The sequence below is a fragment of the Variovorax boronicumulans genome (assembly GCF_029892485.1).
Lineage (GTDB): Bacteria > Pseudomonadota > Gammaproteobacteria > Burkholderiales > Burkholderiaceae_C > Variovorax > Variovorax boronicumulans_B.
Genome location: NZ_JARXVG010000008.1, coordinates 53,829 through 69,297 on the forward strand (window position 1 = coordinate 53,829; position 15,469 = coordinate 69,297).

14 protein-coding genes are annotated in these 15,469 nt (G+C 67.3%); 10 read left to right on the top strand and 4 right to left on the bottom strand.

Annotated elements, in window-relative coordinates; all coding sequences use genetic code 11:
* The first annotated feature begins 58 nt into the window (after positions 1-58).
* Positions 59-1,246 carry a fumarylacetoacetate hydrolase family protein gene (locus M2282_RS19145; RefSeq protein WP_280810360.1) on the top strand — a complete coding sequence of 396 codons (1,188 nt, stop codon included), beginning with the start codon at positions 59-61 and terminating at the stop codon, positions 1,244-1,246.
* Between the two features lie 10 nt (positions 1,247-1,256).
* Here the strand turns inward: M2282_RS19145 and M2282_RS19150 are convergent, their stop codons facing one another.
* Positions 1,257-2,798, bottom strand: coding sequence for a YifB family Mg chelatase-like AAA ATPase (locus M2282_RS19150; RefSeq protein WP_280810361.1), 1,542 nt, complete (start codon positions 2,796-2,798; stop codon positions 1,257-1,259).
* A gap of 222 nt (positions 2,799-3,020) precedes the next feature.
* Here M2282_RS19150 and M2282_RS19155 point away from each other — a divergent pair, with 222 nt between their 5' ends.
* The 9 genes from M2282_RS19155 to M2282_RS19195 all read left to right on the top strand — a co-directional run bounded on the left by M2282_RS19155 (position 3,021) and on the right by M2282_RS19195 (position 12,682).
* On the top strand, positions 3,021-3,899 hold the full coding sequence (locus tag M2282_RS19155) for a TorF family putative porin (protein WP_280810362.1): 879 nt from the start codon (positions 3,021-3,023) through the stop codon (positions 3,897-3,899).
* Between the two features lie 66 nt (positions 3,900-3,965).
* The gene (gene glnK / locus M2282_RS19160) at positions 3,966-4,304 is read left to right on the top strand and encodes a P-II family nitrogen regulator (protein WP_007833403.1); all 339 of its coding nucleotides are present in this window, start codon (positions 3,966-3,968) and stop codon (positions 4,302-4,304) included.
* A gap of 28 nt (positions 4,305-4,332) precedes the next feature.
* Positions 4,333-5,874 (top strand): ammonium transporter, encoded by a 1,542-nt coding sequence (locus M2282_RS19165; RefSeq protein ID WP_280810363.1) that lies wholly within the window; start codon positions 4,333-4,335, stop codon positions 5,872-5,874.
* A 187-nt stretch (positions 5,875-6,061) separates the two neighbouring features.
* Entirely contained in the window at positions 6,062-6,994 is a 933-nt protein-coding gene (locus M2282_RS19170; RefSeq protein WP_280810364.1) for an SMP-30/gluconolactonase/LRE family protein, read from the top strand.
* A gap of 287 nt (positions 6,995-7,281) precedes the next feature.
* Entirely contained in the window at positions 7,282-8,163 is an 882-nt protein-coding gene (locus M2282_RS19175; RefSeq protein WP_280810365.1) for a LysR substrate-binding domain-containing protein, read from the top strand.
* 139 nt (positions 8,164-8,302) lie between these two features.
* Entirely contained in the window at positions 8,303-9,805 is a 1,503-nt protein-coding gene (locus tag M2282_RS19180; protein WP_280810366.1) for an FAD-linked oxidase C-terminal domain-containing protein, read from the top strand.
* 10 nt (positions 9,806-9,815) lie between these two features.
* Positions 9,816-10,907 carry a glycolate oxidase subunit GlcE gene (gene glcE, locus M2282_RS19185; protein ID WP_280810367.1) on the top strand — a complete coding sequence of 364 codons (1,092 nt, stop codon included), beginning with the start codon at positions 9,816-9,818 and terminating at the stop codon, positions 10,905-10,907.
* Between the two features lie 19 nt (positions 10,908-10,926).
* A complete protein-coding gene (gene glcF / locus M2282_RS19190; RefSeq protein ID WP_280810368.1) occupies positions 10,927-12,168 on the top strand; it encodes a glycolate oxidase subunit GlcF in 1,242 nt (413 codons plus the stop codon).
* 88 nt (positions 12,169-12,256) lie between these two features.
* On the top strand, positions 12,257-12,682 hold the full coding sequence (locus M2282_RS19195) for a carboxypeptidase regulatory-like domain-containing protein (RefSeq protein ID WP_280810369.1): 426 nt from the start codon (positions 12,257-12,259) through the stop codon (positions 12,680-12,682).
* A 9-nt stretch (positions 12,683-12,691) separates the two neighbouring features.
* Here M2282_RS19195 and M2282_RS19200 read toward each other — a convergent pair whose 3' ends face one another.
* From M2282_RS19200 to lplT, 3 genes are all read right to left on the bottom strand, one after another.
* Entirely contained in the window at positions 12,692-13,180 is a 489-nt protein-coding gene (locus M2282_RS19200; protein ID WP_280810370.1) for a glutathione peroxidase, read from the bottom strand.
* Between the two features lie 9 nt (positions 13,181-13,189).
* Positions 13,190-14,074 (bottom strand): DMT family transporter, encoded by an 885-nt coding sequence (locus M2282_RS19205; protein ID WP_280810371.1) that lies wholly within the window; start codon positions 14,072-14,074, stop codon positions 13,190-13,192.
* 70 nt (positions 14,075-14,144) lie between these two features.
* Entirely contained in the window at positions 14,145-15,449 is a 1,305-nt protein-coding gene (gene lplT, locus M2282_RS19210; RefSeq protein ID WP_280810372.1) for a lysophospholipid transporter LplT, read from the bottom strand.
* Positions 15,450-15,469 lie beyond the last annotated feature (20 nt).

The following is a 15,469-nucleotide window of genomic DNA, read 5'->3' on the forward strand; positions in this document are numbered from 1 at the left end:
CCTCGACCTCATCGTTCGCGCGCTGCACCGAACACCATCAACGGAGACACACAGCACCATGGCCCTGAACCTCTCGCCCTCGACCAGCCTCCCCAGCGACGCCGACCGCGCCACCCTGGTCGGCCGCATCTGGCAGCCCGATGTGGGCCCGGTGCTGGTGGCCGTGCATGGAGGCGGCCTGCACGACCTGTCGAAGCTCGCGCCCACCATGAGCGACCTGCTCGAAGCCAAGGGCTCGCCATCCAGTGCCGTGCGCGATGCGCTCGAGAGCGGCAAGGCGCCGCGTATCGCCGCGCTCGATGCAGTCCTCGCCAACAGCGACGAGACCGTGCGCGACAACGCCAAGCCCTGGCTGCTCGCTCCCTGCGACCTGCAGGTCATCAAGGCCAGCGGCGTGACCTTCGTCGCGAGCCTGCTCGAACGCGTGATCGAGGAGCAGGCCCGCGGCGATGCTTCGAAGGCCGAGGCCACGCGCGCGGCCATCGGCAAGGTGCTCGGCGACAACCTCGCGGACATCGTGCCCGGCTCGCCCGAGGCCGCGCGGGTCAAGGAGGTGCTGATTGCGCAGGGCGTGTGGTCGCAGTACCTCGAAGTGGGCATCGGCCCCGATGCCGAGATCTTCACCAAGGCCCCGGTGCTCGCCGCCGTGGGCACCGGCGCCGACGTCGGCATCCACTCGGGCTCGGTCTGGAACAACCCCGAGCCAGAGGTCGTGCTCGCCGTGAACAGCCGCGGCGAGACGCTGGGCGCCGCGCTCGGCAACGACGTCAACCTGCGCGACTTCGAAGGCCGCAGCGCGTTGCTGCTGGGCAAGGCGAAGGACAACAACGCCTCGTGCGCGATCGGTCCGTTCATCCGCCTGTTCGACGAGCACTTCGGCATTGCCGACGTGCGCCGCATCACCGTGGCGCTGCAGGTGACCGGGCCCGAGGGCTTCGTGCTCGAAGGTTCGAGCTCGCTCACGAAGATCAGCCGCGACCCGCTGGACATCGTGTCGCAGGCCGTCGGCATCCATCACGACTACCCGGACGGCTTCATGCTGTTTCTAGGCACCATGTTCGCGCCGACGCAGGACCGGCATGGTCCTGGGCAGGGATTCACGCACGTCGTGGGCGACCATGTGCGCGTCGGTGCGCCGGAGCTTGGTGCGCTGTTCAACCGCGTCGTGCATTCGGACAAGGCGCCGCGCTGGACGTTCGGATTGAGCGCGTTGATGCGGAATCTGGGCGCGCGCGGCTTGCTGTAGTCCGGTGGGTTCACGCCACGCCGTGCAATCCCCGCCGGTACTGCACCGCCTCCGCCACATGCACCACCTGCACCGTCTCCGACGACGCCAGGTCGGCAATCGTGCGCGCCACCTTCAGCGCGCGGTGCGTGCTGCGCGCCGACCAACCGAGCTTGGCGGCGGCGTTGTAGATGAACTTGAGGGCGGTGGCGTCCAGTTCCGCATGCTTGTCGATCGCGCTGCCCTGCAGGTTCTGGTTGGCGTGACCCTGGCGACGCATCGCGCGTTCGCGCGCCGCCACCACGCGGCTGCGGATGCTCTCTGTCGATTCGCCCGGGGGTGAATCGAGCAGTTGCTGCGCTGATACGGCGGGCACTTCGATGTGCAGGTCGATGCGGTCTAGCAAGGGCCCGCTGAGCTTGCCCTGGTAGCGCGAGACCTGGTCCGGCGTGCAGCGACAGGACTTCAGCGACGAGCCGAGGTAGCCGCAAGGGCAGGGGTTCATCGCGGCGATCAACTGGAAACGCGCGGGGAATTCGGCGCGGCGCGCGGCGCGAGCGATCGTGATCGTGCCGGTCTCCAGCGGCTCGCGCAGCGCCTCCAATGCGGAGCGCGCGAACTCGGGAAATTCATCGAGGAAGAGCACGCCGTGATGGGCTCTTGAAATCTCGCCCGGCCGCGGCGGCGAGCCGCCACCCACCAGCGCCACGGCGGAAGAGGTGTGGTGCGGTGCCGAGGTCGGCCTGCACATCCACCGCTCGGTCGCGAAGCGCCCGCCCAGGCTCGCGACGGCGGCGCTTTCCAGCGCTTCGTCGATGCTCATCGACGGCAGCAGGCCGGCAAAGCGCTGCGCGAGCATCGACTTGCCCGAGCCCGGCTCGCCCACCATCAACAGGCTGTGGCCGCCGGCCGCGGCGATCTCGAGCGCGCGCTTGGCGCCGGCATGGCCCTTGACTTCGGCCAGGTCGGCGTACAGCGGTGCGGTAACTCCCGGGGTGACGTGGATCCGCGCCCATCCGTCATCGGGCGGCTCGGGCGCCGCGGCCTTGTCGTCCTCGGGCATGAACTGCCGCACCACATCGAGCAGGTGCTTCGCGCCGTACACCTCGCCGCCGGGCACCAGTGCTGCCTCTTGCGCGCTGTCCATAGGCAGCACCAGCTTCGTTGCCACGCCCCGCGTGTGCAGCGCCAGCGCCATGGCCAGCGCGCCGCGCACCGGCCGCAGTTCGCCCGAAAGCGAGAGTTCGCCCGCGAACTCGTGCCCGGCCAGCCGCGCGCCCTGGATCTGCCCGCTGGCCGCGAGGATGCCCAGTGCGATCGGCAGATCGAAGCGGCCGGAATCCTTGGGCAGGTCGGCCGGCGCGAGGCTGACCACGATCTTTTTATTGTTTGGAAACTCCAGCCCCGCGTTCTGGATGGCCGAGCGCACGCGGTCGCGCGATTCCTTCACCTCGGTTTCGACCAGCCCGACCAGCGTGAAACTGGGCAAACCGTTCGCCAGATGCACCTCGACCGTGACATCCGCTGCTTCCAGCCCTAGCAAAGCGCGGCTTTGCACCAAAGACAGACTCATTTCTTTCCCTCTCCCCAAGATGGTGCATTCATCTTTTGTTGGCCCACGGCCGCGCGGCACGCTGGTGCCTGCAACCGATCGAAACATCGCTTGTAACGAATTGGCGCTCATCGGCGGCGCCCTGTTTCTGCGCTGGCGCCTGCATTCGTGCACTTTGGCACGCTCCCTGCTTTGAGGGTGTTCAGGTCCCACAACACTTACTTACTTGCGAGGAGTCTCCCGATGACGCACCGTTCCGCCGTTCAGGCGCTGATCGTTCTGGCCACTGCATTGACCACGTCGGGCGCTGCCTTGGCGCAGACAGCAACGACGGACGCCGCGGCGCCGGCCGCAGCTCCCGCTCCGAACCTCACCGGCAACGTGTCGCTGACCACCAACTACAAGTTCCGTGGCCAGGACCAGGACATGATCGGCCGCAACGACTACGCCAAGACCAAGGGCTTCAAGCCCGCCATCCAGGGCGGCTTCGACTACGCCTTCGGCGACAGCGGCTTCTACGTCGGCAACTGGAACTCCAGCGTCAACTGGCTCAAGGGCAACAGCATCGAGACCGACCTGTACGGCGGCTACAAGTTCAAGGCCGGCCCGATCGACATGGACGTCGGTGCGCTCACCTACATCTACCCGGGCAATTCGGCAGGCAACACCACCGAGCTCTATGTAGGCGCCACCTACGCCGACGAAGCCTTCGGCTCGTTCACCGCCAAGTACTCGCACACCGTCTCCAAGGACTACTTCGGCTATGCAGGCAACAAGGCCGGCTCGGGCCTGAAGGGCCGCAACACCGGCTACCTGAACTTGGCGTACAGCAAGGAAATCGTGCCCAAGGTCACGCTGAAAGCGGCCGTCGGCTTCACCAACATGTCCAGCGACATCCGCAGCCTGGGCTACAAGAGCTATGTCGACTACAACGTCGGCGCCTCGTACGACTTCGGCAACGGCCTGTCGCTCACGGGCTCGGTGCAGGGCGCCAACAAGAAGGCGAACTACCAGGTCGTCGCGAACCCGGGCCTCGAGATCCCCGACTTCGGCACCTTCGGCACCACGTACTACTCGCCGAACAAGGCGCGCTTCATCCTCACGCTGACGAAGACGCTCTAAATAAAAATAACGAGGTGGGGCCCCAAGCTGCCGCACCATTTCATTCCATCCAAAGGAGAAGTTCACATGAAGCTGGTCACAGCCATCATCAAACCGTTCAAGCTCGACGAAGTGCGTGAAGCACTGTCGGCGATCGGCGTGCAGGGGATCACCGTCACCGAAGTGAAGGGCTTCGGCCGCCAGAAGGGCCACACCGAGCTCTATCGCGGCGCGGAGTACGTGGTCGACTTCCTGCCAAAAGTCAAGATCGAAGCGGCCGTCTCCGACGACCTCGTCGATCGCGTGATCGAAGCCGTCGAAGGTGCAGCGCGCACCGGCAAGATCGGCGACGGAAAAATCTTTGTCTACAACCTCGAACAGGTCGTACGCATCCGCACCGGCGAAACGGGCCGCGAAGCCCTCTGACCGGGTCTGGCACTCAAGAACAAAGACCATGAAAAAACTGCTTGTCTCTCTTGCGCTCGGCCTGAGCGTTCTCGCCGCCGGCACCACCGGCTTCGCGCAAACTCCCGCCGCGCCTGCTGAAGCGCCCGCCGCATCCGCGCCGGCCGCTGCAGCGCCGGCCCCCGCGGCTGCCCCGGCAGCTGCTGCCCCCGCCGCTGCAGCACCTGCTGCGGCCGAAGCAGCACCCGCCGCAGCCCCCGCGCCGTCCTTCAACAAGGGCGACACCAGCTGGATGATGCTGTCCACGCTGCTCGTCATCATGATGACCATCCCCGGCCTCGCGCTGTTCTATGGCGGCCTGGTCCGCAGCAAGAACATGCTGTCGGTGCTGATGCAGGTGATGGTCACCTTCTCGCTGATCGTGGTGCTGTGGCTCATCTATGGCTACAGCATCGCATTCACCGAGGGGAACGCCTTCTTCGGCGGATTCGACCGGCTCTTCATGAAGGGGATCTTCGATCCGGCCACCGGCGTGTTCGCACCCGGCGCGACCTTCAGCAAGGGCGTCTACATCCCCGAGCTGCTGTTCGCCGCCTTCCAGGCCACGTTCGCCGGCATCACCTGCTGCCTGATCGTGGGTGCCTTTGCCGAACGTGCCAAGTTCTCGGCCGTGCTGCTGTTCATGGTGATCTGGTTCACCTTCAGCTACGCGCCGCTGGCCCACATGGTCTGGTTCTGGATGGGCCCGGACGCCTACACCGCCGCCAACGTGGTGGATGCCAACAACGCCAAGGCCGGCCTGATCTGGCAGTGGGGCGCGCTGGACTTCGCAGGCGGCACCGTGGTGCACATCAACGCGGCCGTCGCCGGCCTCGTGGGTGCCTTCGTGATCGGCAAGCGCGTCGGCTACGGCAAGGAAGCCTTCACCCCGCACTCGCTCACGCTCACCATGGTCGGCGCTTCGCTGCTGTGGGTCGGCTGGTTCGGCTTCAACGCAGGTTCGGCCCTGGAAGCCGGCACCAGCGCCGTGCTCGCCTTCATGAACACCTTCTCGGCCACCGCCGCCGCCGTGCTCGCATGGTGCATCGGTGAAGCACTGATGCGCGGCAAGGCCTCGATGCTGGGTGCCGCTTCGGGCGCCGTTGCAGGCCTCGTGGCCATCACCCCGGCCGCCGGCAACGTCGGCCTGATGGGCGCCCTCGTGATCGGCTTCATCGCCGGTTTCGCCTGCCTCTGGGGCGTCAACGGTCTCAAGAAGCTGCTCGGCGCAGACGACTCGCTCGACGTGTTCGGCGTGCACGGTGTCGGCGGTATCGTCGGCGCGCTGCTCACCGGCGTGTTCAACACCCAGGCACTCGGCGGCCCCGGCCTCGTGGGCGACTGGGTCACGGCCAGCGTCATCTCCAACGGCATCGGTGCCCAGGTCTGGATCCAGCTCAAGGGCGTGCTGCTGACCATCGTGTGGTCGGGCGTGGTGGCCTTCATCGCCTTCAAGATCGCCGACCTCACCATCGGTCTGCGTGTGTCGGAAGAAGAAGAGCGCGAAGGCCTCGACATCTCTTCCCACGGCGAAACCGCCTACAACCGTTGATCCCCTTCTGGGGAGCCCTTCGGGGTTCCCCAGCCGGATGACCACCATCCTTTTTCTTCACAAGAACAATTCTTCGTAACGAGTTTTTCAAGCGAGGTCTCCTTTGGATGTTCAGCCCGCGAGCGCCCCGGCGCCAGCGGGCTTTTTTTTGCCTGTCGCCGCCATCGCGAGGGGCACAATCGCCACCATGTGGACCTCCATCGAAGACAGCCTCTGCGAGCTCGGCGAATCGCCGTTCTGGCACCCTGAAGAACGTTCCCTGTACTGGCTCGATATTCCGGGCCGCGCCGTGCTGCGAACGCGCGGCGACATCGGAACACCGTCTGCCACCGTCGAGCGATGGGCGCTCTCCACCGAACCCGGCTGCATGGCGCCGGCCCGAACTGGCGGTCTCGTGATCGCGCTGCGCGACGGCATCTACCGCGCGCGCGAATGGGGTGGTGAGCTGGTCGCGATGGCGCGCGTGGAGCACGACGTGCGCACCATGCGCTTCAACGACGGCAAGTGCGATCCGCTCGGCCGCTTCTGGGGCGGTTCGCTCAACGAGGCGAAAGACCGAGCCAACGCAGCGCTCTACTGCTTCGATGCGCGCCCCGACACGGACATCTCGCCCACGCTCACGCAGATGGCCAACGAGTCCACCACCGCCAACGGCCTCGCGTTCTCGCCCGACGCCCGCACTCTCTACTGGGCCGACACCGCCGCGCACGTGGTCTGCGCATGGGACTGGGACGCCGAGGCCAACGCGCTCTCGCACGCCCGCGTGTTCCACCAGTTCGATGCCAAGCCCGAGGGCTGGACACCCGGTTCGCCCGTTCGTTACGAAGGCCGTCCCGATGGCGCGACGGTCGATGCAGAAGGGCACTACTGGGTCGCGATGTTCGAAGGGGCGCAGTTGCTGCGCTTCGCGCCGTCCGGTGACATCGTTGCTTCTGTTCCCGTCCCTGTTCAGTGCCCGACCATGCCCTGCTTCGGCGGCGACGATCTCAAGACGCTCTTCGTCACCAGCGGTCGCAAGGGCCGGCCTGCGGCGGAGATCGAACGGCTTCCGGCATCGGGCACGGTGATCTCGATGCGCGTCGATGTGCCTGGGTTGCCTGTCAGCTTCTTCGAGGATTGAGGTGGGGCATTCAGGGCGCGATCCCGCCGACGGGGTACCTTGCTCCGCGAATGTCCCCCGCCTTCGGCTCCTCCTTGATTTCGCTGCGCAAGGCACCCCATCGGCGTGCTCGTCATGCGCAGCGGTGGTTGATCGGCCGCACACCCACAGCGTGCCCAAGTGCACAGGGCATCGGGTGCTCCCCGCAGCGAAATCAAGGAGGAGGGCGAAGCCCGGGGGACATTCGCGGAGGGGAGTACCCGGTGGCCTGTGCACCCGCCCTGAACAAGCGATGAGCGCATAGAACCATGGCCCTCCAGCACATCCCGCCCATCCAGTGCCTGCTCACTTTCGAAGCCGTGGCCAGGTTGCGCAACGCAGGCCGCGCAGCCGATGAACTGTGCGTCACCCCCAGCGCAGTCAGCCACCGCATCCGCCAACTCGAAGCGCACGTCGGCTTCAAGCTCTTCGGCCGCAGCGATTTCAGCCTGACGGCCGACGGCGCCGCCTACCTCGCAAACGTTCGCACCGGCCTCGCGGCACTGCAGGCCACGCCGCTCGCCAATGCAGCCCCGCGCGCGACGCGCCTGCGCATTGCCGTCACGCCCACCTTCAGCCGCCAGTTCCTCATGCCCCGGCTCGAACTGTTCCGCAACATCTACCCGGACATCGAACTCGTGCTCCAGGTGTCGATCCCGCTGCTCGACGTGACGGCCGAGCAGGCCGACCTCGAAGTGCGTTACGGCACCGGCGCGTATGCCGACTGCGAGCACCGCCTGCTGCTCGAAGAAGAAGTGGTGCCCGCCTGCAGCCCCAGTTACCTCAACGAATTCGGACCGTTCGACGGTTTTCGCACCGCAGCCGAGATCGCGAGCGCGCGGCTCATCCGCAGCCCGCTCGAGCCCTGGAGCACCTGGTTCGCGCATTGCGGCATCGACCAGCCCGAGCCGCACGTCGGCTCGCAATTCAACGACCTGGGCCTCGTCTACGACGCGGCGGCGAGCGGCTTCGGCGTGGCGCTGGTGCGCCAGAAGATGGGCGCTGCGTGGTTCGAATCGGGCCGCCTGGTGGCGCTCTCCGACCGGGCCGTGCCGTCGCCGCACCGGCACACCATCTGCTGGCAGCCCGGCACCCTCGAGCGATGGGAGTGCGCGGCCTTCGTCGACTGGCTCGCGCAGAGCCTGCGCTGACCGTTCCGGGCCGGGTCCGCCGGCAAAGTTCTCTCAAGCGCCGCACAAAAAAGCTTCAACCCGGCGCCGCCGCATTTCCGTAGAGTGCGGTACACCACGAGACATCCCGCCCGAACAAGAGAAAGACGAGGCCCGCCGCATGAATGCGCCGCTCACTGCCGTCCAGAACGATTCGCTACAGAAAACGGAGCGCCAGTCGCAGATCGTGCGCGCGCTGCAAGCGCACCTGCCCGCGCATGCCCTGATCTGGCACGCCGAGGACACCACGCCCTACGAGTGCGACGGTCTCACCGCCTACCGGCAGCGGCCGCTCGTCGTGGCCCTGCCCGAGACCGAGGCGCAGGTCGCCGCGGTGCTCAAGACCTGCCACCAGCTCGGCGTGCCCGTGGTCGCGCGCGGCGCGGGCACCGGCCTCTCGGGCGGTGCGATGCCGCATGCGCTGGGCGTGACGCTCTCTCTGGCCAAGTTCAACCGCATCCTCAAGATCGATCCGGTGAGCCGCACGGCGGTCGTGCAGTGCGGCGTGCGCAACCTGGCGATCAGCGAGGCGGCCGCACCGTTCAATCTCTACTACGCGCCCGACCCGTCGAGCCAGATCGCCTGCACCATCGGCGGCAACGTGGCCGAGAACTCGGGGGGCGTGCATTGCCTGAAGTACGGCCTCACGCTGCACAACGTGCAGCGCGTGCGCGGCTTCACCGCCGAGGGCGACGCCATCGAGTTCGGTGGTGAGGCGCTCGATGCGCCGGGGCTCGACCTGCTCGCACTGGTCATCGGCAGCGAAGGCATGCTGGCCGTGACCACCGAGGTCACCGTCAAGCTGGTGCCCAAGCCGCAGCTCGCGCGCTGCATCATGGCCAGCTTCGACGACGTGCGAAAGGCCGGCGACGCGGTGGCCGCGGTGATTGCGGCCGGCATCATTCCGGCCGGGCTGGAGATGATGGACAAGCCCATGACCGCCGCCGTCGAGGACTTCGTGCGCGCGGGCTACGACCTCGATGCCGCGGCGATCCTGCTGTGCGAATCCGACGGCACGCCTGAAGAAGTCGAAGAAGAAATCGGCCGCATGACCGCCGTGCTGCGCGGCTGCGGCGCCACCGCCATCGCGGTGAGCAACAGCGAAGACGAGCGCATGAAATTCTGGAGCGGCCGCAAGAACGCCTTTCCGGCGTCGGGCCGCATCAGCCCCGACTACATGTGCCTGGACTCGACCATCCCGCGCAAGCGCCTGGCGGACATCCTGCTCGCGATCCAGGAGATGGAGAAGAAATACAACCTGCGCTGCTGCAACGTGTTCCACGCGGGCGACGGCAACCTGCATCCGCTGGTGCTGTTCGATGCGAACGATCCCGACGAGCTGCACCGCTGCGAGCTCTTCGGCGCCGACATCCTGGAGACCAGCGTCGCGATGGGCGGCACGGTTTCGGGGGAGCACGGCGTGGGCGTGGAAAAGCTCAACAGCATGTGCGTGCAGTTCACCGCCAGCGAGAACGAGCAGATGTTCGGTGTGAAGCGTGCGTTCGATCCGGCCGGGCTGCTGAACCCTGGCAAGGTGATTCCCACGCTGCAGCGCTGCGCTGAATACGGCAAGCAGGTGGTGCGCGGCGGCAGGCTGCCGCATCCCGATCTGCCGCGCTTCTGAAAAAAGAATCATGGATCAAGCCCTCAGCCAGATCGTCGAGCGCATCCGCGCCGCAGCCACCGACGCCACGCCGCTGTGCATACGCGGCGGCGGCACCAAGGATTTCCACGGCGAGGCGCTGCAAGGCGACATCCTCGACACCACCGCGCTCGCGGGCATCACGAGCTATGAGCCGAGCGAGCTCGTCGTCACCGTGCGTGCCGGCACGCCGCTCGCCGAACTCGAAGCCGCGCTGGCCGAGAAGGGGCAGTGCCTGCCCTTCGAGCCGCCGCACTTCGGCCCGGGCACCACCGTCGGCGGCATGGTCGCCGCGGGCCTGAGCGGCCCCGCGCGCGCCAGCGTGGGCGCGGTTCGCGACTACGTGCTCGGTGCCACGCTCGTCAACGGCCGTGGCGATGTCCTGAGCTTTGGCGGGCAGGTGATGAAGAACGTCGCGGGCTACGACGTCTCGCGCGTGCTCGCAGGCTCGCTCGGCACGCTGGGCGTGATCGCCGAGGTGAGCCTCAAGGTGCTGCCCGTCGCGCCGGCCGAGGCCACGCTGGAATTCGCCTGCAGCCAGGCCGATGCGCTGCGGCTGCTCAACGAATGGGGCGGCCGGCCGCTGCCGCTGAATGCGAGTTGCTGGTTCGAATACGCCGGCGCGGGCGCGCTCTACCTGCGGCTGCGTGGTGCGGTTGCGGCCGTGGAGGCGGCATGCGCGCATCTCGGCGGCGAGCGCAAGGACAACGCGCGCGCCGCCGCCGACTGGCAGGCACTGCGCGACCAGCAGCTGCCGTGGTTCGACACCGCCAATGGCCCGGATGCGCTCTGGCGCCTGTCGGTGCCGCAGACCGCGCCCGTGCTCGCGATCGAAGGCAATGCGCCGCTGATCGAGTGGCATGGCGGACAGCGCTGGTACAAGGCCCCGCCCGGGCAAGCAGCGCGCATCCGCGAGATCGCGCGCGCTGCAGGCGGACACGCCACGCTGTTCAGAACACCTGCCTCGGACGTCCCCCGCTTCGACGCACTGAGCGCCCCGATTGCCCGCATCCACCGCGCGCTGATGCACGAGTTCGATCCGCACCGCATCTTCAACCGCGGCCGGCTTTTCGCAGACGAATAAAAAGAGACCACACCCCGCGATGCAAACCGAACTCGCCCCCGAATTCCGCGACACCGACGAAGGTCGCGAAGCCGAAGCCATCCTGCGCAAGTGCGTGCACTGCGGCTTCTGCACCGCCACCTGCCCGACCTACCAGTTGCTGGGCGACGAGCTGGATGGCCCGCGCGGACGCATCTACCTGATCAAGCAGGTGCTCGAAGGCAAGGCGCCGACGCGCAGCACGCAGCTGCACCTGGACCGGTGCCTCACCTGCCGCAACTGCGAGAGCACCTGCCCGAGCGGCGTGCAGTACGGCAACCTCGTGGACATCGGCCGCAAGATCGTCGACGAGAAGGTGCCGCGCCCCGCGATGGAATCGGCCACGCGCTGGCTATTGAAGGAAGGGCTGCCGTCGCCGCTCTTCGGCCCCGCGATGAAGCTCGGGCAATCGGTGCGCGGCTTGCTGCCCGATGCGCTCAAGGCCAAGGTGCCCGCAAAGCAGGAAGCGGGCGCATGGCCCACCGCCACGCATGCGCGCAAGGTGCTGATGCTCGCGGGCTGCGTGCAGCCGTCGATGATGCCCAACATCAACAGCGCCACTGCGCGCGTGCTCGATGCGGCCGGTATCCAGGTCGTGATCGCGAAGGAGGCCGGCTGCTGCGGCGCGGTGAAGTTCCACCTCAACGACCAGGAGGGCGGCAAGGCGCAGATGCGCGCCAACATCGATGCGTGGTGGCCGCAGGTCGAACGCAATGAAGTGGAAGCCGTCGTGATGAACGCGTCAGGCTGCGGCGTCACGGTGCGCGAGTACGGGCACATGCTGCAGCACGACGCGGCCTATGCGGCGAAGGCGGCGCGCGTCAGCGAACTGACGCGCGACCTGAGCGAGCTGCTGCCCGATCTCGTGCCCGTCTTGAAGGCGCGCGTGCGTGCGCCCGAGGGCGTGGTCGCCTACCACCCGCCCTGCACGCTGCAGCACGGGCAGAAGCTGCGCGGCGGCGTCGAGACGCACCTGCGCGCGCTCGGCTTCGACGTGCGCGTGGCCATGAACGAATCGCACCTGTGCTGCGGCTCGGCCGGCACGTATTCGGTGCTGCAGCCTGAGCTGGCCTACCCGCTGCGCGACCGCAAGCTGGGGCACCTGAAGCAGTTGCAGCCCACCACCATCGCCTCGGCCAACATCGGCTGCATCACGCACCTTCAAAGCGGCAGCGGGGAGACGCCGGTGCGCCACTGGGTGGAATTGCTGGATGCCGCATTGGGCACGCCGGGTAGGGCCTGATCGCACAGCAGGGCAGGCTCCGGTCCGACTCGCGCGACGGGCGCTTGCGGCGCATCATGGCGGACCGAATCTGCAAGGAGCCCATGCCATGTCCCACCTTACCCAACTTCCGCTGCGACGCGTTCTGCTGGCCTGCGCTTGCGCAGCCGGCGCGGTGGCGGCGCACGCCCAGTCCGCAATGCCCGCATGGCAGGGCGCAGGGCCGACGCGCTATGTGTGCGGGGGCATCGGCTCCGACGAATCGAATGCCATGCGCGCCGCCATGAAGGAGCATCCGCTCTCGCTGCTGTTCGCGCGCGCCGACGGCGCCTACATGGCCAGCGTGGACGTCGCGATCAAGGGCGGCGACACGAACTCCTCGGCTGCCCTGGCCTTCCGCGCCGGTGGCCCGGTGTGCCTGATCGATTTGCCCGAGGGGCGCTACACCATCGACGTCACCACGCCCGGCGGGCAAGCCAAGAGCCAGACGGTGACGGTGGGCGGCGGTGCGAAGACCGCCAGCTTCCGCTTTTGAGGAAGGCCGTCAGCCGGCTGCCAGCGCCGCCTCGACATCGCGCGTGAGCGAGGCGGGCGTGTCCAGCGGCGCATAGCGCTTGAGCACCGTGCCGTCGCGCCCGATCAGGAACTTGGTGAAGTTCCACTTGATGGCCGTGAGGCCCAGGAGGCCGGGCTTCTCTTTGGTGAGCCACTGGTACAGCGGCGCGGCGTTGCCGCCGTTGACGTCGATCTTCTCCATCATCGGAAAACTCACGCCGTAGTTCTTGGTGCAGAAGGCGCCGATTTCCTCGTTGGTGCCCGGGTCCTGCGAGCCGAACTGGTTCGACGGAAAGCCCAGCACGACGAGGCCCTGGTCGGCGTACTTCTCGTGCAGCGTCTCCAGCCCGGCGAACTGCGGCGTGAAGCCGCATTTGCTCGCCGTGTTGACGATCAGCAGCACCTTGCCCTTGAAGGCGGAGAGCTTCACCGGCTTGCCGTCGATCTGGTTGGCTTCGAAGTCGTAGACGTTGGTCATGGGATGTCCTCAGTGAGTGGAGCGATCATCGCCCCGCGCGGGCGTTCGCGCAAACGCCGACCAGACCGCACCTGCCACGATCAGCGCGCCGCCCACGAGGATGCGCGCGTCCATGGTGGCCGCGCCCAGCGCCACCGACGAGACGCTGGCGAACAGCACTTCCGACAACATGATCACCGAGGCCGCGCTCGACGCGAGCCGCGCGGCGCCGTACTGCAGGCACACGTTGGCCACGATGAAGCCGCCCCCGAGGAGCACCGCCCAGCCGAGCCAGCCGGATGTAGCGAGCAGCGGGGAGGCGATGCCGCCGAAGCTGGAGCCGATCAGGGCCGCGACGCCGCCCACCACCGCGCAGCCGCAGAACATCGCCAGCGCGCGCGACTCCCCCGGCGCTTCGCGCAGATGGCGCAGCGTGATGTTCGTCACCGCGAAGCTGAAGCCCGCCGCCACGCCGAGCCAGTCGGGCAGGCTCGACGGCACGGGCCAGTCGGTGCCGGGCGCCTTGAGCACCACGACCACGCCGGTCAGCGCCAGCGCCACCCGTGCGAGCGCACCGCCCGTGGGCCGCTCACCGAGCAGCAGCCAGGCCAGCAATACGTTCCACAGCGGCATCAGGTAGAACAGCAGCACCACGCGCACCACGTCGCCCTCTGTCGCGGCCCAGTTGAAGCCCACGTTGGTGAACCCCGCGGCAAGGCCCAGCGCGATCAGCATCGGGAACGCCGCGAAGGCCTTCCATGCATGCCGCCGCAGGAGGCCCATCACGACCGCGATGAACAGGTAGATCAGGCAGGTGGTCCACAGCGGGTGCAGCCCATGGCCGGCGAGCTGGCGGAACGGGAACCAGGAAACGCCCCAGACGAAGGCGTTGAAGACAAGTGCGAGCGCGGGCATGGAGGCGTTGGAGGGGTGAGGGCTCGGGCGCTCGGCGCGCCGGCCTTCTCACCAACGCAGTCGCGCAATGTCAGTGATGCTTGTCGCTGCGGGCGATGGCCAGCAGATGCTCGACTTCTTCGGGGTACTTCTTCAGGTTGTTCTCGTGCCAGCGCTTGATGAGCCACATGCAGCCCGCCACCACCAGGCCGAAGGCGCTGATCGCACCATAGGCCGACAGGCCCAGCCCCGTGCACACGCTGTAGAAGCCGCCCAGCAGAAGAATGCAGGCCTGCTCGTTGAAGTTCTGCACGGCAATCGACCGGCCCGCGCCCATCAGGTTGTGGCCGCGGTGCTGCAGCAGCGCATTCATCGGCACGACGAGGAAGCCGCCCAGGCCGCCCAGGATGATGAGGAACGGCACCGCCAACCAGACGTTGCCGATGAAGTTCATGCCGATGACCATCAGCCCCATCGCGATGCCCATCGGGATCACGCGGGTGGCCATGTCCAGCCGCATGCGCATCGAGGCCACGATGGCGCCCACGGCCGTGCCGATGGTCACCACGCCGGTCAGCGCCGAGGCCTGGGTCGTGTTGTAGCCCAGCGCGAGCGATGCCCAGGCCAGCACGATGTACTTGAGGTTGCCGCCCGCGCCCCAGAAGAGCGTGGTGGTGGCCAGCGAAATCTGGCCCAGGCGGTCGCGCCACAGGCGCGCATTGCAATGCCAGAAGTCGGGCAGCAGCGCCACGATGTTGCGCGCGAAGCCCTGCTCGGGGTTGGAGCGCAGCGGGCGCATCTCGACGCCGGTGTGCGGGATGCGCGTGTTGAACCAGGCCGCCAGCATGTACACGAAGATCAGCACCGAGATCGCGGCTTCGGCCGGCGAATCGATGCCGGTGTCGATCAGCGGGAAGTCGAAGGACAGCAACTGGCTGGAGACCGCATGGCCCACCAGCGTGCCGCCGAGCACGATGCCCAGCAGGATGGAAGCGATGGTCAGCCCCTCGATCCAGCCGTTGGCCTTGACCAGCTGGGAGGCCGGCAACAGTTCGGTGAGGATGCCGTACTTGGCCGGCGAGTAGGCCGCGGCGCCCAGGCCCACGATCGAATACGACAACAGGGGGTGCGAGCCGAACAGCATCATCAGGCAGCCGATCACCTTGATCGCATTGCTGATGAACATCACCTTGCCCTTGGGCAGCGCATCCGCGAACGCGCCCACCAGCGGCGCGAGCACCACATAGAAGACCGCGAAGATCGGCACCAGGGCCGCGCGTTGCCATTCGGGGGCGCCCGAACTTCGCATGAGATCGACGGCAACAACGAAAAGCGCTTGGTCGGCCAGCGACGAAAAGAACTGGGCCGACATGATCGTGTAGAAACCGCGCTTCATCGATGGGCTGGCTGGCCAGA